Annotated in this window: 13 protein-coding genes and 1 pseudogene; 3 read left to right on the top strand and 11 right to left on the bottom strand. The window is 46.7% G+C overall.

The window, feature by feature from the left end; translation table 11 throughout:
* Positions 1-45: 45 nt before the first annotated feature.
* The 5 genes from J2Z34_RS05985 to mutS all read right to left on the bottom strand — a co-directional run bounded on the left by J2Z34_RS05985 (position 46) and on the right by mutS (position 7097).
* Positions 46-1326 (bottom strand): methionine gamma-lyase family protein, encoded by a 1281-nt coding sequence (locus tag J2Z34_RS05985; protein ID WP_209458960.1) that lies wholly within the window; start codon positions 1324-1326, stop codon positions 46-48.
* 112 nt (positions 1327-1438) lie between these two features.
* Positions 1439-1702 (bottom strand): RNA chaperone Hfq, encoded by a 264-nt coding sequence (hfq, locus tag J2Z34_RS05980; protein ID WP_209458959.1) that lies wholly within the window; start codon positions 1700-1702, stop codon positions 1439-1441.
* 89 nt (positions 1703-1791) lie between these two features.
* Positions 1792-2712, bottom strand: a complete 921-nt coding sequence (miaA, locus tag J2Z34_RS05975) for a tRNA (adenosine(37)-N6)-dimethylallyltransferase MiaA (RefSeq protein ID WP_209458958.1) — start codon at positions 2710-2712, stop codon at positions 1792-1794.
* Positions 2709-4538, bottom strand: a complete 1830-nt coding sequence (gene mutL / locus J2Z34_RS05970) for a DNA mismatch repair endonuclease MutL (protein ID WP_209458957.1) — start codon at positions 4536-4538, stop codon at positions 2709-2711. Before mutL ends, miaA begins: the two co-directional genes overlap by 4 nt.
* Entirely contained in the window at positions 4539-7097 is a 2559-nt protein-coding gene (gene mutS, locus J2Z34_RS05965) for a DNA mismatch repair protein MutS (protein WP_209458956.1), read from the bottom strand. It lies immediately after the preceding gene.
* A gap of 238 nt (positions 7098-7335) precedes the next feature.
* Between mutS and J2Z34_RS05960 the strand changes: the two genes are divergently transcribed.
* Complete coding sequence (locus J2Z34_RS05960) at positions 7336-7746, top strand: VOC family protein (RefSeq protein WP_209458955.1); 411 nt, start codon at positions 7336-7338, stop codon at positions 7744-7746.
* Between the two features lie 49 nt (positions 7747-7795).
* Here J2Z34_RS05960 and miaB read toward each other — a convergent pair whose 3' ends face one another.
* Complete coding sequence (miaB, locus tag J2Z34_RS05955; RefSeq protein ID WP_209458954.1) at positions 7796-9124, bottom strand: tRNA (N6-isopentenyl adenosine(37)-C2)-methylthiotransferase MiaB; 1329 nt, start codon at positions 9122-9124, stop codon at positions 7796-7798.
* A 271-nt stretch (positions 9125-9395) separates the two neighbouring features.
* On the opposite strand from miaB, the gene J2Z34_RS05950 reads away from it, so the two are divergent.
* The gene (locus tag J2Z34_RS05950) at positions 9396-10589 is read left to right on the top strand and encodes a pyridoxal phosphate-dependent aminotransferase (RefSeq protein ID WP_209458953.1); all 1194 of its coding nucleotides are present in this window, start codon (positions 9396-9398) and stop codon (positions 10587-10589) included.
* 50 nt (positions 10590-10639) lie between these two features.
* Here the strand turns inward: J2Z34_RS05950 and J2Z34_RS05945 are convergent, their stop codons facing one another.
* From J2Z34_RS05945 to J2Z34_RS05935, 3 genes and pseudogenes are all read right to left on the bottom strand, one after another.
* On the bottom strand, positions 10640-11524 hold the full coding sequence (locus J2Z34_RS05945; protein ID WP_209458952.1) for a GNAT family N-acetyltransferase: 885 nt from the start codon (positions 11522-11524) through the stop codon (positions 10640-10642).
* Between the two features lie 161 nt (positions 11525-11685).
* Positions 11686-13616: pseudogene (locus tag J2Z34_RS05940) on the bottom strand (bifunctional 4-hydroxy-3-methylbut-2-enyl diphosphate reductase/30S ribosomal protein S1).
* A 199-nt stretch (positions 13617-13815) separates the two neighbouring features.
* Positions 13816-15030, bottom strand: coding sequence for a BaiN/RdsA family NAD(P)/FAD-dependent oxidoreductase (locus tag J2Z34_RS05935; RefSeq protein ID WP_209458951.1), 1215 nt, complete (start codon positions 15028-15030; stop codon positions 13816-13818).
* A 280-nt stretch (positions 15031-15310) separates the two neighbouring features.
* Between J2Z34_RS05935 and J2Z34_RS05930 the strand changes: the two genes are divergently transcribed.
* Positions 15311-16564, top strand: a complete 1254-nt coding sequence (locus tag J2Z34_RS05930) for an MFS transporter (RefSeq protein WP_209458950.1) — start codon at positions 15311-15313, stop codon at positions 16562-16564.
* Positions 16565-16614: 50 nt separating this feature from the next.
* Here J2Z34_RS05930 and gdhA read toward each other — a convergent pair whose 3' ends face one another.
* Positions 16615-17982, bottom strand: coding sequence for an NADP-specific glutamate dehydrogenase (gene gdhA, locus J2Z34_RS05925; protein ID WP_209458949.1), 1368 nt, complete (start codon positions 17980-17982; stop codon positions 16615-16617).
* Positions 17983-18180: 198 nt separating this feature from the next.
* On the bottom strand, positions 18181-19038 hold the full coding sequence (locus J2Z34_RS05920; protein WP_209458948.1) for a MurR/RpiR family transcriptional regulator: 858 nt from the start codon (positions 19036-19038) through the stop codon (positions 18181-18183).
* Positions 19039-19374 lie beyond the last annotated feature (336 nt).

Below are 19374 nucleotides of genomic sequence, written 5' to 3'. Positions count from 1 at the left end.
AAGGTTTGTGATTTCAACGTCTAATTCACAACCTACCGGTCAGAATCAGGCAAATACCCTGGAAAGTGCTATGAGCACACCCAGCTTGCCATGGTCGAAGGTCAAGCCTCCCTGAAGGTAAGCGATATATGGCTCCCTTATAGGTGCATCACAGGAAAGTTCGATTGAAGCTCCCTGGATGAAGGCACCAGCCGCCATTATGACCTGGTCCTCATAGCCTGGCATGTCCCATGGCTCACAGACTGCAGATGAGTCTATGGGCGCACCGAACTGTATGCCCTTTACGAACTCTATCATCTTGTCCTTAACACCGAACTTTATCGCCTGTATTATATCAGTCCTCTTGTCTTCAGCCTTAGGCAGCACAGTGAAGCCTGCAAGTTCAAGAAGCTTTGCCGCGTAGACAGATGTCTTCACGGCCTCCATTGTAGTATGAGGCGCAAGGAAGAGCCCCTGGTAGAAGCTTCTTATTACTCCGAAGGTTGAACCGGCTTCACCGCCGATTCCAGGAAGGGTAAGCCTGAAGGAAGCCTTTTCGACAAGGTCCTTTCTTCCGACCACATATCCGCCTGTCTGTGCGATGCCGCCACCTATGTTCTTTATGAGAGATCCAGCCACCAGGTCAGCGCCTACCTCTATCGGTTCCTTTTCTTCAACGAATTCGCCATAGCAATTGTCTACAAAGACCACAACGTCTTTTCTTACTGACCTTACCTGCCTTATTACTTCTTCGATTTCAGCTATGTTCATGGATTTTCTCCAGCCGTAGCCGGTGCTTCTCTGGATGTGTATCATCTTTACAGAAGGGTTCATACGAAGGATTTCCTTTACTGCTTCAACGTCGACCTTCTCATCCTTCAGCGGAACTTCGATATATCCTACTCCATAGTCCTTCAAAGATCCCGAGTCTTCATCTCCAGCGATACCTATTATACTGTGCAGTGTGTCATATGGCTTTCCGCACACTGAAACCATGGTGTCTCCAGGTCTCAGGGTGCCATAAAGCGCAGCCGCTATGGCATGGGTTCCGCTTACAAAGTGAGGCCTTACAAGCGCAGCCTCAGCCTTGAACACCTTCGCATATAGAACGTCAAGGGTATCCCTGCCCACATCTCCATAACCGTAGCCTGTCGAATTTGTAAAGTGGTAGTCGCTGATTTTTTCATCCTGGAATGCCTTCAGCACCTTGAACTGGTTGTATTCCCTGATGCCGTCATAGTACTCGAACATGCCCAGAACTTCCTTGAGAGCATTCCTGTGGAGCTCAAGGACCTTCTCGCTTATGCCATATTCCTTCAGAAGGAATTTTTCTGTAATCTCATTCATGTTATTTACCTCAATCAATATTTAGTACAATACAACAGTCTATCACAGGTCCCTGCTCAAGGCAAAGGAAAGTGACAAACATGGAAAAGGACCGGTTTCCCGGTCCATAGGTTTACTGTTCGCTTTCAGGTACAATCTCTTCAGGAACCTGAGGGTTATTGAAGAGAATAGGCTTCTGCGGAGTGATAGTAGTGATTGAATGCTTGTATACAAGCATCTGCTTTCCTTCGCTGTCCAGAACTACGGTGAAATTGTCGAAGCCCTTTACCGTACCCCTTAGCTGGAATCCATTGACAAGATGTATGATGACCTGCATCCTCTGCTTTCTTGCCCCATTGAGGAAAATATCCTGTAGATTGTTTGTAGACTTGTTCATCCCCTCACCCCTTTATTTAATAAGCTCATTATGCCGAGCGGTCACGTGTCACTTTAATTTGTATATCCTTTATTATATAACATGTAGATTTAGCTTTCCATGCTTTTAATGAGATTTAGGATTTCTTCAGTGCTCATTGCATCCCTGTAAATCTCCACTGCAAGGCTCTTCCTCCTAAACCATGTAAGCTGCCTTTTTGCATAGTTCCTGGAATGCCTTTGGATCTCCTCTACCATCTCATCATAGGTCTTCTTACCGTCAAGATAGTCAAGGACCTCCTTGTATCCGATACCCTGCATGCTCTGGTGCTCTCTGGTCAGACCCCTTTCCCTGAGCATCCTGACCTCATCAACAAGTCCTTCCTCCAGCATTTTAAGTACTCTGATGTCAATTGCACTGTATAGCTCTTCTCTTTTTCGGTTAAGGTAGTAGTAGCTGACCTCATACTTTGGATTGATGATCCCCTCGTCGGCAAATGAGCTGAAGGGCTTTCCGGTCATGTGATAGACTTCTAGAGCCCTGATGACCCTTTTCAGGTTATTTGGATGTATCCTTTCTGCAGCTATTGGATCCACCTCCTGAAGCTGCCTGTGGACCTCTTCCTTTCCGCTCTTCACTGCAAGTTCCTCCATGGAGTCCCTGAAGGCAGTATCCCCGGAGCCTTCTGCAAAGGACATGTCCGTTATTACGCTGTCGATGTACAGTCCTGTACCCCCGACCATTATGGGTACCTTCCCTCTGGAGATTATGTCATCGATTGCCGTTTCTGCCATGGCCTTGTATTCAGAGACAGTAAAAGGTGTCATAGGGTCTAGGATGTCCACCATATGGTGGGGGATTCCCTGCATTTCTTCTCTTGTCGCCTTGGCGGAGCCGATATCCATGAGCCTGTACACCTGCATCGAGTCGCAGGATACTATCTCACCGTCGAGGAGCTTCGCAAGCCTTATTGAGATTTCAGTCTTCCCTACTCCCGTAGGTCCGGCTATTATGATAAGCCTTGGCTTCATACTATCCTCCTGAAGGCCTTTTCAAAATCCTTTTCGGTATACTTGATCATTGTAGGCCTTCCGTGAGGGCAGGTAAACGGCTCGTCGATGTGCCTGAGCTCGTCTATGAGATGTTCCATTTCCCTCAGTGTAAGAGGTTCGTAGGCCTTTACAGAGGCCTTGCAGGCGGCGGTCGCTATCCTCATCCTCCTGATCTCCTCCCTGGTGCCTTTTCCAAGGTTCCTTATGTTATCCAGTATGTCAGTAAGGTATGACATGTTGGAAACCTCACCCAGGAAATATGGTACCTCCCTGACTGAAATCGCCCTGTCACCGAAGTCCTCGACAAGGAAGCCCGCTTCTGCAAGCGCTGAGCGGTTCTCGTTCATGAGGCCATAGTCCTCAAGGCTCAGCTCAAGGATTGCCGGCACAAGAAGTGGCTGTGACGATACTGCCCCCATCGTCAGGTCCCTCATGTACTTTTCAAAGTTGATCTTCTCATGTGCGGCATGCTGGTCGAAGACATAAAGCTCGTCGTGGATCTCAGCAAGAATATATGTGCTCCTGAATTGTCCTATGATTCTCGGCATTGGGAATTTGGCTTCCCTCATTGAGGTAGGTTCTTCTGAGACATATGAATTTGGGGACTTCGCTTCTGGTGCTGCTGAAGGTCCTGTTTCCTTCCTGTCCTCACCTGAATATATGGTCTCATCCGTCCATTGTCTCCTGACATCAGGGAAGGACCTTGCAGTGACATCCACAGGCATGTCGATATAAACAGGTTTTATGGGCATGTCAGCTGTAAGCTGCTCATGTACCGGATCCTGGCTTGTATCAGGCTCTACATCAAAGGTCCTTTTCAGGCCTTCAGCCATGGTCTTGTGGATGGTATCGAAGACAACCTTGAATATGTGCCTGTCATCCTCAAATTTGATTTCAGCCTTCTGAGGATGAATGTTCACGTCGATGATCTCAGGCAGTATGTCTATGTTGATTATGAGGAACGGAAAACGGCTTACTGTTGCAAAGGATTTGAACGCATTCTCGGCCGCAACTGTTATTGTCCTTGACTGCACAAGTCTCCTGTTTACGAATATGCTCTGCTGGCTTCTGTTTCCCCTGGATATCTCCTCATTTCCGACAAAGCCGCTTATCCTAAGAGACTCATATTCTTCATCGAACTGAAAGGTGTTTTCCTGGGTCTTTTTCGTATAAACCTGCCTTATGACATCCTTCTGTTCACCTGTGCCGTATGTCTTCAGAAGTGACTTCCCGTCTGAAACCAGGCTGAAGCTGATTTCAGGATGGGCTATCGCGATCTTTGACAATATCTCCCCAATGGTAGTGGCTTCCTTGGACCTTGTCTTAAGGAACTTCTTCCTTGCCGGAACATTGAAGAACAGGTCCCTTACCTCAATCAGCGTTCCCTTGTCCATGGGAGAGAACTTCTCATACTTCAGGTCTCCGCCTTCTATATAGACTTCTCTGCCGTCTGAGCCTTCAGTCCTTGACCTCATGAGCACCTTCGATACGGAGCTTATGCTTGAAAGGGCCTCTCCCCTGAAGCCCATGGTACTGATTCTGAACAGGTCATCAGCGTTCATTATCTTGCTGGTTGCATGAGGCATAAAAGCCTTCAGCATGTCTTCAGGCTCAATTCCTTCTCCCTTGTCGAGAACCCTTATGAGCTCTTCTCCGCCCCCCTGGATCTCAACGTGTATTTCCTTCGAGCCGGCATCAATTGAGTTTTCCACCAGTTCCTTGACCACAGAGGATGGTCTTTCAACCACCTCACCGGCTGCTATCTTGTTGAATGTATCCTTGTCCAGGACATTAATCCTTGCCATCTAATTCAATTCCTTCGCATCATTGTTCAATTCGTAAAGTGCGTTCATGGCCTCCATTGGAGTCATGGACATGACATCCAGGGTCTTTATCCTTTCGAACAGGGCTTCGCGTCCTATATCCACGAATCCTATCTGCAGCGGATCTTCCTTGATTTTCTGTGCTCTCGCAGGCTTTTTGCCCTTCTTCTCAAGGTCCTTTAGGATATCCTTTGCCCGTATCAGTATCTCCCTTGGTATTCCGGCAAGCTTCGCAACCTCTATGCCGTAGGACTCATCAGCGCCTCCCGGAACGATCTTCCTGAGGAAGGCTATGGTTGTTCCGACCTCCCTGACGAGCACGGAATAGTTCCTGATACCCTCAAGCTCGCCTTCAAGAGCCACTAGCTCATGATAGTGGGTTGCGAACAGGGACTTGCTCCCCTTTATGTGCTTCAGTATGTACTCGATCACTGCCCATGCGATACTGAGCCCGTCATAGGTGCTGGTACCTCTTCCGACCTCATCAAGGATGATAAGTGACCTTGATGTGGCATTTTTGAGTATTTCGGAGACTTCACTCATTTCAACCATGAATGTGGACTTGCCACCTGCAAGGTCGTCGGAGGCTCCAATCCTCGTAAATATCCTGTCGCATATCGAAAGCGATGCCTTCTTTGCTGGAACGAAGGAGCCAATCTGGGCCATCAGCACTATGAGTGCACTCTGCCTCATGAAGGTGGATTTTCCGGACATGTTGGGCCCCGTTATTATGAGGAACCTCTCCAGAGTGCTGTCCATGACCAGATCATTTGATACGAAGGCTCCCTTGTCCATCATCTTCTCCACTACAGGATGCCTTCCCTCTACTATGTTCATCTTCCCGTCTATGCTGAATACCGGCTTCACATAGCCGTTGTCTCTCGCTACCTTTGCCAGGCACTGGTAGCAGTCAAGGTCTGCTATGCACCTGCTAGTTGCCTTCAGCCTCTCTATCTCGCCCTCGATCCTGTCCCTTATATCAGTGAACAGTCCGTATTCAAGCTCTGAGAGCTTTTCCTCCGCACCTAATATCTTGTCCTCCATAACCTTCAGTTCCTCGGTAATGTACCTCTCCGCATTGCTTAAGGTCTGTTTCCTTATGTATCTGCCCTCAGGTATACTGGAAAAGTTAGCCCTGCTTATCTCTATATAGTAGCCGAACACCTTGTTGAAGCCTATCTTAAGCGACCTTATGCCAGTGAATTCCCTTTCCTTTGCCTCAAGCTCGGCAATCCACCTTTTACCATTGAGCCTGATGTCCCTGAGCTCGTCAACATCTTTGCTGTATCCATTCTTGATTATTCCGCCGTCCTTCGAGGTCATGGGTGCATCCTCTGATATTGATGAATCAAGGAGATTCCATATGTCAGAGAGGGTGTCCATCTTCCTGTTAAGCCTTGAGAGCTCGCCATAATCAAGGTTTTTAAGGATATCCTTCACAGCAGGAAGCCTTCCCAGTGAATTCTTGAGGGTAAGGAGTTCCTTGGGATTGACCGACTTAAGAGCTACCTTGGAGACTATCCTCTCTATGTCGTATACGCCCTTTAAAGCCTCCCTAAGGTCTTCCAGCATGTCAAGGCTCCCGTATAGGGCTTCGACTGCTTCAAGCCGTCTGTCGATGAGCTCGCGGCTTATGAGGGGCTGCTCTACCCATCTTCTGAGATTCCTTCCTCCCATGGCCGTGGCTGTATCGTCAAGTACCCAGAGGAGACTTCCTCTCTTCCCCTTGTCCACTATGTTCTCTGTAAGCTCAAGGTTTCTCTTTGTGTTTGGGTCCATTGCCATGGAATCAGTCGACGAATAGACCTCAAGATGAGTGAGGTTCGTAAGAGCGGTCTTCTGGGTCTCCTCGAGATATCCAAGAAGTATGCTGCAGGAGGACGCAACAAGTGAGTTTATGCCTCCTGATACGCTTCTGAAACGTCCTTCAAGCAAAAGGTCCGATTCATCAGAGATACTTCTTGCATTAGTAAGCAGTGAATATCTGCTGAAAATGAATTCTGCCAGCTCAGCTGAAGAGGCAACAGCCTCCTTAGGGGAGAACTTACCAATTTCCGCATCCAGCATCTCGGCTTCGGCCTTTACTGTTGAAGCGTAAAATTCACCTGTGGAGATGTCGCAGAATGAAAGGCCGTAATTGCCTCCATCCTTGAATACACCCATTATGTAGTTGTTCCTCTCCTCCGAGACGAATGTCTCGTCAAGGAATGTCCCGGGAGTTATGACCCTAATGACATCCCTTCTGACTATACCCTTCGCCAGCTTCGGATCCTCCACCTGCTCGCATATGGCCACCTTGTAGCCTTTGGAAACCAGTCTTCCGATATAGTTTCTGGCAGAATGGTATGGTATTCCGCACATCGGGGCTCTGTCCTCAAGTCCGCAGTCCCTGCCGGTAAGCACCAGCTCGAGCTCTTTTGATGCGAGCTCGGCATCCTCGAAGAACATCTCATAGAAGTCCCCCAACCTGTAGAACAGTATAGTATCCTTGTACTTTTCCTTTATTTCAAAATATTGCTGCATCATCGGTGTAAGTGCCATTTCAGACCTCCAAACGTTAACTACCTTATAGTATACCAAATACGTATTCTAGATTGTACCTCATAATTATTGGTCTGTTAGAAACACCTGACCAGCATATGCCATTATTTTTACTAATTTCCAGAAAATATACAGAAAATTAGCAGATGCAAAACATATTGAGAATTATTTTCAGTTAATATATTCCCATAGGATACCAGTACTGACGCAGCATGCTGACGCATGCAGGGAGGACAAAATGATCAAGGGAGTATATATTAACATTCCAACTAAAGACCTTCAAAAGAGCACCAGATTTTTCACGGACATGGGCTTCAAAATGGATGAGCGGTTTAGCGACAGCAACGCTTCCATGATTGTAATAGACGAAAATTACTACATCATGATACTCACGGAGGAGTTCTTCAGGCGATTCACGAAAAAGACAATAGCTGATGAGTCAACTGTTGAGACTCTGATCGCACTTGAGGTTCCTGACAAGGATACTGTAGACCGCATAGTCGACAGAGCACTCGAGCTAGGAGCAGGAAGCCCGCCTCAGTCAGACCCCATGGACTTCATGTACACGAGAAGCTTCTACGATACTGACGGTCATCACTGGGAATTCTTCTGGATGGATAACGACTTCGACCCGCAAAATCCTGTCTGATGACAGGTTCAGCCGCCATCTGAAAACCAGATGACGGCTGTAATTTTACCTATTCTACTTTATCACCGTTCATGCTGAAGGTTCCTGCCTTTGAAATCCTTACTTTTACCAGGCTTCCAATGAGGGATTCTTCACCTTTGAAGTTCACTGTCTTGCCTGTCCTCGTCCTGCCCTGAAGTACCTCAGTGTCATACTTGCTCTGGCCTTCAACAAGGACCTCGTATATGTTGCCAAGGTAAGCTGCATTCCTCTCCAATGACTTTCTGTTGACTGCCTCAACAAGCCGGTTGAACCTCTCATGCTTGACCTTGTCAGGCACCTGTTCAGTCATCCTGTCAGCAGGGGTATGCTTTCTCCTGGAATATATGAACGTGTAGGCGGTGTCATATCCGACGGTTTCTACAACGTCCAGAGTACCGAGGAAATCCTCCTCGGTTTCACCAGGGAACCCAACTATGATGTCGGTGCTTATTGCAACATTCGGCACCTTCTCCTTGAGCTTCCTTACTGTTTCAAGGTAGCCCTCCTTAGAGTATCCACGGTTCATCGACTTCAGAAGCCTGTCCGAACCGCTCTGCACCGGCAGGTGAACCTGCTCCACCACCTTACTGCAGTCCCTGACGGCTTCAATGACATCATCAGTAAGGTCCTTCGGATGGTTTGTCATGAACCTTATCCGCTCCAGACCCTCGACTTCATTGACAAGTCTGAGAAGTCCAGCGAAACTGATGTCATTCTCAAGGTTAACACCATAGGAGTTCACGTTCTGACCAAGGAGCGTTATCTCCTTGTAGCCCTTCGAGACCAGGTCCCTGATCTCTCCCAGTATGTCTTCAGGCTTTCTTGACCTTTCCCTGCCTCTAACATATGGTACGATGCAGTATGTGCAGAAATTATTGCACCCGTACATTATGGTCACGTATGCAGTGACGGTGGATTCCCTGGTTATGGGCATCCCTTCCACGATATCAGTTTCCTTCTCGAATATTTCCTTGACCTGGACACCCTCGGTCTTTGCCCTTTCAAGATATTCAGGGAACTTATATGCATTATGCGTGCCGAACACAATATCGACATGCCTGTACTTCTTCAATATCTCCTCAGGCATACCCTTCTGCTGCATCATGCAGCCGCAGACAGCTATGATGAGCTCGGGGTTGTCTCTCTTCAGCTTCTTGAGTGCTCCAAGATTGCCGTACACCTTAAGTTCGGCATTTTCCCGGACCGCGCAGGTGTTGAATATTATGACATTTGCCTGGTCCTTGAATAGTGTCTTTTCATAGCCTATGTTCGCGAGCATGCCGCTTAATTTTTCAGAATCCTCTTCGTTCATCTGGCATCCCCAGGTCTCTATGTAGTATCTCTTTGACAAGATCATCTTCCTCTCAAAACTATTTATGATTGAACAATTACATTACAATATAATACCATATATTTCAAGGAAGGTGCCAAAAACCCTCCTGAGCTCTGCCTGAACCAGTCAGAAGAAAAAGTGCGCATTAAGGTCAAATTCCGCGAATTGTGCTATCATTGAATGAGAAACAGGACGGACATCAGAAGGAAGATTCAATAAGACTCTGCAAAGTCTTGAAATTAGGTACTAAAAAGTAGTATCATGAAATACGATTATCATCAAAGGGGTAAATAAGATGAAGCTTTCGAACAGGATCACAAAGATGCAATTCTCGCCAATCAGGAAGCTCGCTCCCTACGCCGCAAAGGCAAGGGAAGACGGGAAACGAGTCCTGGGGCTCAATATAGGACAGCCGGACATTGAGACTCCGGCAGCTTTCTTTGACACGCTCAAAAATTACGAGGAGAAAGTCCTCGCTTATTCAGATTCAAGAGGACAGAGGGTTCTGCTCGATGCCTTCACAGATTATTATGCAAAGCTCGGATACGACTTCAAGGACGAGAACATGGTCGTCACCAATGGCGGATCTGAAGCTCTGCTCTTCTCACTCATGGCAATTTGCGACCCTGAGGATGAAGTCCTGGTTCCTGAGCCGTTTTACACCAATTACTCATCCTTCACTGAGATGGCAGGCTGCAAGGTGACCTCCTTCAAGACCTACAAGGAGGATGGATTCCATTTGCCTTCAAAGTCGGAGATAGAAGCGAAAATAACTCCGAACACAAAAGCAATACTTTATTCAAGCCCGTCGAACCCTACAGGAACAGTCTATACCAAGGCTGAGATAGAGCTTCTCCGTGACCTTGCAATAGAGCACGACCTTTTCCTCATCACTGATGAGGTATACAGGGAGCTTGTATATGACGGACTCACGGTATACAGCCCTCTCGCTTACAAGGAGATTGAGGACAGGGTTGTCCTGACCGATTCCATAAGCAAGAGGTTCAGCGCCTGCGGCGCCAGGATCGGTCTTGTGGCATCAAAGAACACAGCGCTCATCAACGAGATCATGAAGCTCACTCAGGCAAGGCTTTGCGCACCTACTGTAGAACAGGTTGCTGCAGCTGCGCTTTACAGGACGCCTGATTCCTTCTTCGAGAAGACCAGGGCGGAGTACCAGCACAGAAGGGACATCCTGTTTGAAGGGCTGTCAAGCATTCCAGGCGTATTCATGAGAAAGCCGGAGGGAGCATTCTACATAATCGCTAAGTTTCCTGTGAAGTCTTCTGAACACTTCTGCCAGTGGATACTGGAGTCCTACGACCTGGACGGAGTCACCGTAATGATGGCACCTGCAGGTGGATTCTACAATACACCCGGATTAGGCGAGGATGAGGTAAGGATCTCATACTGCATCAAGGCCGAAGACCTGAAGATCGCAGTAGAGGTGCTGAGAAGCGCCCTTGTGGAATATTCAAGACTTTTCTAAAACGATAAAAGCCTGCAGTCAGCTGAAAAAGTTCAGCTTTATGCAGGCTTTTAATATTCCTTGAAGTACCATTTGACCCTTTTTTCAACTATCTCGAACCCTGTGCTCTGGTAGAGATTTACAGCCGGTATGTTTCCGGCGTTGACATCAAGGTAAATTTCCTTATACCCCATAGCTTTGCCTTTTTCAAGGATCCATATGAGGAAATCCCTCGAAAGCCCCTTGCCCCTAACCTCTGGTATCACACCGAAATTTACGAGAACCTTTCTGGTTCCGCTTTTCATTATCTGACCATATCCCGCAATACTTCCATACTTCATCAGGAACCAGCTTGCATCAGGGATGTAGGTCCTCTTTGCCATCTCAATAAGTATGTCAGCCCTCCCGAGAGGAATCCTGTATTTATCCTCGAATATTGAGTTCTGTACTTTAACCCTGTCGTCTATGTCCTCAACGTGATACTGCCTAACCTCAGGCACGCTGCTCATCGCTGGCAATTTTGAGGTATCTATTCTCATTGAAAATGACATCTCATCAAGGTAGAATCCCATCTCTTCAAGCAGGAACCTGTTCTCAGTGCTTTCGGAGGCATTGTACTTGAATCTTCCGGTTTCTGAAAGTGAGGCACTCTTCATAACAGATGGAATTATCCCCTGCAGCTTGCTGCTCTTCATTTCAGCTCCCATGGCTTTAAGAGGAACCATTGTCCGTATGGTGGACGCATAGTTCCTGAAATCACACCAAAGGAACATTACCGGCACTCCGTCAATCCTGATCACCCTTGATGATGACCTCATCTGGTGCTTGACTATCATGCTGGAATTTTTGTATATGCTTAAAAAATCTTCATTGAACTCATTGAAGCTCCTGAAGCCTTCAAGCTCGCCTTCCAGTTCTTCAATGTCCTTCTTTGTCACATGTTCGGCAACAGCCATAGCATCCTCCTGCGGACTTTCGCCCTTAAAAGCTATACTATTATTATAACTCAAAATATCCCCTCACAGGAGTCATTGCCACTATTTTTGGTATGTGGAGTATCCATAAAGGCCCATCTTACACAAAGTAAAAGCCCTGGCATATGCCAGGGCTTGCATTACTACTCTATTGCCTTGAGGCTCAGGGAGACCTTCTTGTTGGCCTCGCTTGAATCAAGTATCTTTACCTTTACAGTCTCGCCTATCTTCAGAACCTCTGAAGGTGACTCGACTCTCTTGTGACTAAGCTGTGAAATGTGGGCAAGTCCGTCCACACCAGGCTCAAGCTCAATGAACGCTCCGAAGTCCGTGAACCTTACAACCTTGCCGAGGGTTATGCTTCCCGCAGGATACTTCTCCTCGATGTTTGTCCATGGATTTTCAGCAAGGGCCTTGAGGCTGAGTGACAGTCTCTTCTTCTCCTTGTCGAGGGATATGATCTTGACCTTTACAGAATCGCCGATCTTAAGTACGTCGCTTGGCTTTCCGACCTTACCGAATGAAATCTCGGAAACGTGAAGAAGTCCATCAACTCCGTTGACATTGACAAATGCTCCGAAGTCTGTAAGTCTCTCGACTCTTCCTTCGATGACCTGTCCTTCTTCGAAGTTCTCCCATGCTGAGGATTCAACAACTTCCTTCTCAGCCTGGAGCTTCTTTCTCCTTGATGCTACTATCCTTGTGGTGCCTCTTCTCTCTTCTATTTCGATGACACTAACTTCCATGTCCTGACCCTGATATACGTTAAGGTCCTTCACTGTGTTGAGCTCAACATGGGATGCAGGTATGAATACCCTCTGGCCCATGTAGAATCCTACAAGTCCGCCCTTTACTGCTTCCTTGATCTTTACTGTCAGAGTCTCGTTTGATTCGAAAGCCTTTCTTATGTCAACAAGGGCTTCCTCTCTCTGAACTTCAACCATGGAAAGTATGAAGAAGCTGTCATTCTCCTGAGGTCTTCTGATAACCTTGGCCTCGATTTCCTGACCAACCTGAAGGACTTCAGCTAAACTGTCGCTGCTTCCTGCACTTGCTTCTTCAAGAGCAATCTTACCATCATGACTTGCTCCCACGAGTGCTACTATTGCTTCCTTCTCATCCAGCTGGATGACCTTGCCCTTTATAATCTGTCCGATCCTTACAGGCTTCTCATAAAGGTCCATTAGGTCCTGCATGGACATCTCCGACTCATTCTTCTCAACGTTGTTGTTTTCTTCCATCATAATAATCCGACTGCCTCCTTAATTATCCATTCGGGTGTGGATGCACCTGCGGTAACCCCTACTCGAACCGCACCATCAAAATTGTTTATCATACCTGCAAGCTCCTGTGCGTTCTCGACCATATAGGTCTTTTCGCAATTCGCCCTGCAGAGTTCGTAGAGTTTTTTTGTGTTGGAGCTTGATTTCCCGCCGATCACCAGCATTGCATCAACTTCCTTCGAGAGTTCTTCCGCCGACTTCTGGCGTTCTTCAGTAGCCTTGCAGATGGTGTTGAAAGCCACGAACTCTTTGGATGTCTTGGCAATATTCATGATCAGATTCAACCAGTTCCTTTGCTTTTCAGTGGTCTGGGATACTACACATACCTTTCTTTTCAAAGGAATGTCCACTTCCCCCGTTGGTGTGATGTAAGCTGAGTTGTCACACCAGCCATTGATACCTACCACCTCCGGATGATTACCATCTCCAAGGATTACAATCTGGTAGCCCTTGTCGTGGTACTCACTGACCTTCTTCTGAATGTTTATAACATAAGGGCATGTAAGGTCGATTATGTCGACGCCCATTGCCTTAAGTCCGTCGTAGACCGCCCTGGTTACACCATGGGTCCTGATGATGACCGTGTCATCCTTTTCGAGTCTTCCTATCTCACCTTCAGATATGGTACTGACACCAGAATCTTCCAGCTTATCAGTTACATCCTTGTTGTGGATAAGCGGCCCCAGGGTGAAGGTCCTGCCCTTGGTCTTCCTGACCGTAAAAGCCTCCTTCACGGCTCTGTCAACTCCGAAGCAGAAGCCGGAGTATTCAGCCCTGATGATTTCCCTCATTTGCTCACTCCCCGGAAAGAGAAATTTACAATGCTATACGTATATAGTTTAATATTTCCGCATGGAAAAATAAAGTGAGTTATTTAAAAATTCATAATTAACCCATTTTTCTACATAAGTTGGCCTGCACTAAGACATTATACTATATTTTCGAAATATAAGCCAACAAAATAATAGGTTCTGCCATGCTTGCGAGCCTTTATGCGTTGCTGCCGGCCAGGTATCCTGTGGAAAATGCTATCTGCAGGTTGAAACCGCCTGTCAATGCATCAACATCAATCATTTCACCTGCAAAGTAGAGATTTTCAACCTTCCTGGACTTCATGGTTGCAGGCTCGATTTCCCTGGTGTCCACCCCGCCTCGCGTAATAATCGCTTCATTCAGAGACTTCGTACCTGTCACAGTGACTGTCAGTCCCTTCAGGAGGTCTGTGAGGACCCTTCTTTCCTCCTTAGTCACGCTATGAACCTTCTTTATCGGATCAATACCTGAAAGTGCAACTATCACAGGTATCAGCTTTGACGGCAGCAGCTCATCCAAAGAATTCCTGAAATCCCTGTTGATGTTCTTTGAGAAATCCCTGAGTATCCTTGCATCAAGCTCATTCTTGTCGAGAGCAGGCTTCAGGTCAATGATCCCCTTAGCCTTACTTCCATGGTAATAGGCTGATGATGAAAGAACTATTGGTCCGCTTATGCCGAAATGTGTAAAAAGAAGCTCTCCGAAGTCCTCGTAAAGCACCTTCTTGTCATCTCTCAGCGTAAACCTCACATTTCTCAGCGAAAGTCCCTGAAGATCCTTTACGAAGGGCTCGCTGCATACCAGAGGTATCAGAGAAGGCTTGAGCGGTGCAATGCTGTGTCCCAGCTTCTCGATGAGTCCGAGGACCATTCCGTCAGATCCCGTTCCGAAGTAGGATGCTCCGCCAGTAGCGAAGATAAAGGAATCTCCTGAAATCCTTCCCCTGCTGGTCTCAAGTGCAAGGATCCTTCCACCTTCAACATCTATGCCCTCAACTTTGGTTGACAGCATCATCTTTACTCCTGATGCTTCAAGCTGCCTCTTAAGCACTTCTATGACATCCGACGATTTATCCGACTCAGGAAATACCCTGTCGCCTCTTTCAACCTTAAGCTTTAGTCCGCGCTTGATGAAAAAATCCATGACATCCATATTTGTGAATGTATATAGTGCAGAATACAGGAATTCCCTGTTTCTAGGTATGTTCTCAAAAAACTCGCTGATGTCCTTGCTGCTGGTAAGGTTGCATCTGCCCTTGCCGGTAATGAACAGCTTCTTTCCGATACCAGGATTCCTGTCGATAAGCGTTACCCTGTTCTGCCTTACTTCTGCCGCCCTTATGGCAGCCATGATGCCTGAAGGTCCGGCACCTACAATTACTATCTCCTTCACCAAATCACTTCCAATCCGTTTTAATGCAGTCTGTTTGTATGCCGCATTCTTCAATAACCATTCTATACTTTATGCAGTCTTTTTAATAGTGCAATTTAACGCTGCAGCCTTAAGGAAAGAATAGGCCTTGAAAAACTTAACGAGACTCACGTGCATCAAAACAATGAATAAAAAATTCTCTGCAATTTAACGTATTCGTCATACACTGAAGCGTATGATAGATTATAATAAATTGCATGCAACTGTATTTTACTTGAAGAATCGAGGTTTAAAGAATAAAATGGACAGCTTTGAAAACATCACATTGGATGATGAAAATACATCGAAAAACTTTACCCACTGGAAAAGAAACACGGCAATCTTCCTTGCAGGGCAATCCCTGTCGCTGTTCGGATCTTCCCTTGTGCAATATGCTATAACATGGTACATAACCCTTACAACAAATTCCGGATTCATGCTCACGCTGTCAATGCTTTTCGGATTCCTGCCCCAGCTGATCGTCTCGGTATTCGCAGGTGTCTGGGCTGACCGGCACGACAGGAAGAAGCTCATCATACTGTCTGACCTTGCAATAGCGTCGTCGACATTCATCCTTGCTCTGATGTTCATGTCAGGTATGAAGAGCCTTGAAGCCATTTTCGCCGTTTCTTTCATACGTTCAATAGGAGCCGGAATACAGACTCCTTCAGTAAGTGCCATACTCCCTCAGCTAGTACCAAAAAATAAGCTTATGAGGATCAACGGATTCAATTCCTCGCTCCAGTCAGCCACAATGATCGCTTCACCAGCGCTTAGTGCATTGCTTCTCACCTATTCGTCAATGGACAGGATATTCTTCATCGATGTTGCAACTGCAGTAGCCGCAATCCTTCTTCTCCTGACGCTCAAGATACCTGCCTACCTGAGGACTTCCGAACCAGGTGCAAGATACCTGGATGAGCTTAAACTTGGGATGAAATACGCAGTACATAACAAATTCATAATAACGCTTATTTTCTCACAGCTCGCCATAACCTTCCTTGTTGCGCCTCTTGCAATGCTCACCCCTCTTCTCGTTGCTAGGAGCTACGGGGAGGAATACTGGAGACTCACAGTTAACGAGATATCCTTCTTTGGAGGAACCATTCTCGGAGGTATCCTGATCGGATACTGGAAGGGGTTTGCTAACAGGATCGATACCCTCGGGGCATCTATCCTGGCCATGGGTATATTGACCGTAGGGATGGGACTTACCAGGATGTTCCCGGTATATATAGGGCTCATGCTTCTTATTGGTATCCTTATGCCATTCTTCAACGTGCCCATATACTCGCTGCTGCAGGAAAATGTTCCGGAGGATAAGCTGGGCCGTGTATTCAGCCTGATCAGCGCATCCTCAGTAATGATGCCGCTTGGTATGCTTCTCTTCGGACCGCTTGCCGAGGTCATGCGCATAGAGTATCTTCTGATAATCTGCGGAATCCTCATGTCCCTTCAGTCGGTATTCGTTCTGAGGAGCAGGAGTCTGAAGAATTACGAAACCCAGGAATTCTGATATTAACGTTAAAGGACCATCCCTTTTGAGGACAGTCCTTTTTCATTTCTCTAATATTCGCCCTGTGCAGCCATTGCCTTGGCAACCTTGTCAAAGCCGGCTATGTTGGCTCCAGCCACCAGGTTGTAGCCGAATCCGTATGCCTCGGCGGCATCTTTGGCATTCTTGTGGATATTGGACATTATCTGGTGAAGTTTCTGGTCAACTTCTTCCATCGTCCATGTAAGCCTCATGCTGTTCTGAGCCATTTCAAGCGCTGAAACGGATACTCCTCCGGCATTTGCTGCCTTGGAAGGTCCGATGATGACCTTGTTCTCCTGCATGTATTTAACAGCCTCGTTTGTGCAAGGCATGTTTGCAGCCTCGCATACGTACTTGATTCCGTTATCGACTATCATCTTCGCATGCTCAAGATGGATGTCATTCTGTGTTGCACATGGCATTATTATGTCTACCTTGCGTCCCCACGGCTTCTCGCCAGGGAAGAACTCAGCGCCGAACTTGTCAGCGTAGTCCTCTACCTTATCTCTTCCGGAATTTCTCATCTCTACGAGATAATTGAACTTCTCCTCGGTATTGACACCATCAGCATCATAGACATAGCCGTCAGGACCTGAAAGTGTGACTACCTTTGCTCCCAACTCTGTAGCCTTTCGGCATACTCCCCAGGTTACGTTGCCGAAGCCTGAAGCTGCGATTGTCTTGCCTTCAAGGATATCATTCTCGTGCTTCAGTATCTCGTTGCAGAAGTATACCACGCCGAAGCCGGTGGCTTCAGGCCTGATGAGAGATCCGCCATACTGGAGACCTTTGCCTGTGAATGCGCCGTTCTCGAATGCGCCCTTTATTCTCCTGTAGAACCCGAACAGATATCCGATCTCCCTTGCACCGACTCCAATGTCCCCTGCAGGAACGTCTACGTCAGGTCCGATATGCCTGTAGAGCTCCGTCATGAATGCCTGGCAGAATCTCATTACTTCCTCGTCTGACCTGCCTCTCGGGTCGAAATCCGATCCGCCCTTTCCTCCTCCGATTGCAAGCCCTGACAGTGAATTCTTCAGTGTCTGCTCGAATCCGAGGAACTTCATTACTGATAGGTTTACTGAAGGCTGGAACCTGAGTCCGCCCTTGTAGGGTCCTATGGCTCCGTTGAACTGAACCCTGTATCCTCTGTTGACATGGAACTCACCTTCGTCATCAATCCATGAAACCTTGAACATTATCTGTCTTTCAGGCTCTACGAACCTTCCAAGAAGGTTCATCTTGATATATTCAGGATGCATTGCCATTACCGGCTCCAGACTGGGGAGAACCTCTTCCACCGCCTGAATGAATTCAGGCTCGCCTGCGCTTTTCTTCCTTACATCTTCAATTACCTTTTCAATGTATTCCTTAGGTCCTAGTACTGCTTTTGCCATTCTCACTACCCCCAAATCAATGTATCTGTTGAACTGCAACATCCTTAGTTTCATTTTACTCTTTTTAATGAAGGATATGAATATAGGAGACAACTTTGTCACCTTTCCATTAAAACCTTTACATCATTAATTATTGCATAAATTATTGAGAATTTCACTCATGAAATCGAATCCAAACTCACTATTTTTGACTATTCGTCAATTATAGATGTCGTACCTCTTCCAAATGTCTTCCAGGGTATTGAAAGTTTCAGTAACGTGGTCTTTCTTCTTGAGCCCGACTGCAATGATCAGCGCATTAATGACGCTCATTGGAGCCACAAGTGAATCAACGAACGAAGCCATGTTGCTCTGCGCGATAAGGCTAAGGTCTGCCCTTGCCGCAAGTGGTGAAAGAAGGCTGTCCGTTATGACACATATCTTGGTACCTCTTTCCTTTGCAAAATCAAGGACCTCGATGGTCTTGTTCGAGTATCTTGGGAATCCTATCCCGATGATAAGGTCCTCATCGCTTATCTTAAGCATCTGCTCAAATATGTCGCTTATGCCGTGGTTAAGCGACTTGACGTTTTCAAGGATCAGGTTCAGATAGAATGCGAAGAAATCAGCAAGTGTGCTGGAGCTTCTAAGACCAATAATATAAATGTTCCTTGCACTGAATATCGAGTCCACGAATGAATCAAAGGTCTTCTGATTGATCTTCTCAAGTGTAGCCCTTATGTTCTCCATGTCAGCCTTTAGTACTCCCTTGAGAGCATTCTCAGAGCTGACAAGGTCCTTCGTTATCTCAAGTCTCTGAACTGTGGTGAGCTTTACCTTCACCAGGTCCTGCAGGGATTTCTGCAGTTCGGGATATCCCTCATAGCCAAGCTCATTAGCAAACCTGACCACTGTGGATTCACTAACGCCTACATTTGAACCCAGTTTAGATGCCGTCATGAATGCAGCCCTGTCATAATGCTTCAGTATGAATTCTGCAATGAGCTTCTGTCCCTTGCTCAGCTTGGGGAATCTTCCCTGTATGTTGCGCATCAGGTCGTCTCTGTTGCCTTCCATAAAATACCACCTTCCATATATATAAGGTCTTATAGACCTTCCCTTGATTCAATTTTACTACAAAAAGGCTTCATATGAATTTATATTTTGCATTTCCTGCAACCTTTTATTTGCAGGAAGAACCTATTCCTGCATCAAGATTCTGATATATGAATCCTGGAGGCACCAGTAGACAATATTTCATTCACCATAATATTTATTATGTAATGTTATGTTTGTAGAAAAAGGCCTTGCCGGCCATGAGGGCACTGAAAAAGCCCCCAAAATTAGCATGATTTGAGCAGAAGATAAGAGGGGACGGAATCCGGACCCTCTTATCTTCCTTTTTTTAGAGTT

It is taken from the genome of Youngiibacter multivorans, assembly GCF_017873395.1.
Lineage (GTDB): Bacteria > Bacillota > Clostridia > Clostridiales > Clostridiaceae > Youngiibacter > Youngiibacter multivorans.
This window is presented reverse-complemented; position numbering and strand designations above follow the sequence as displayed.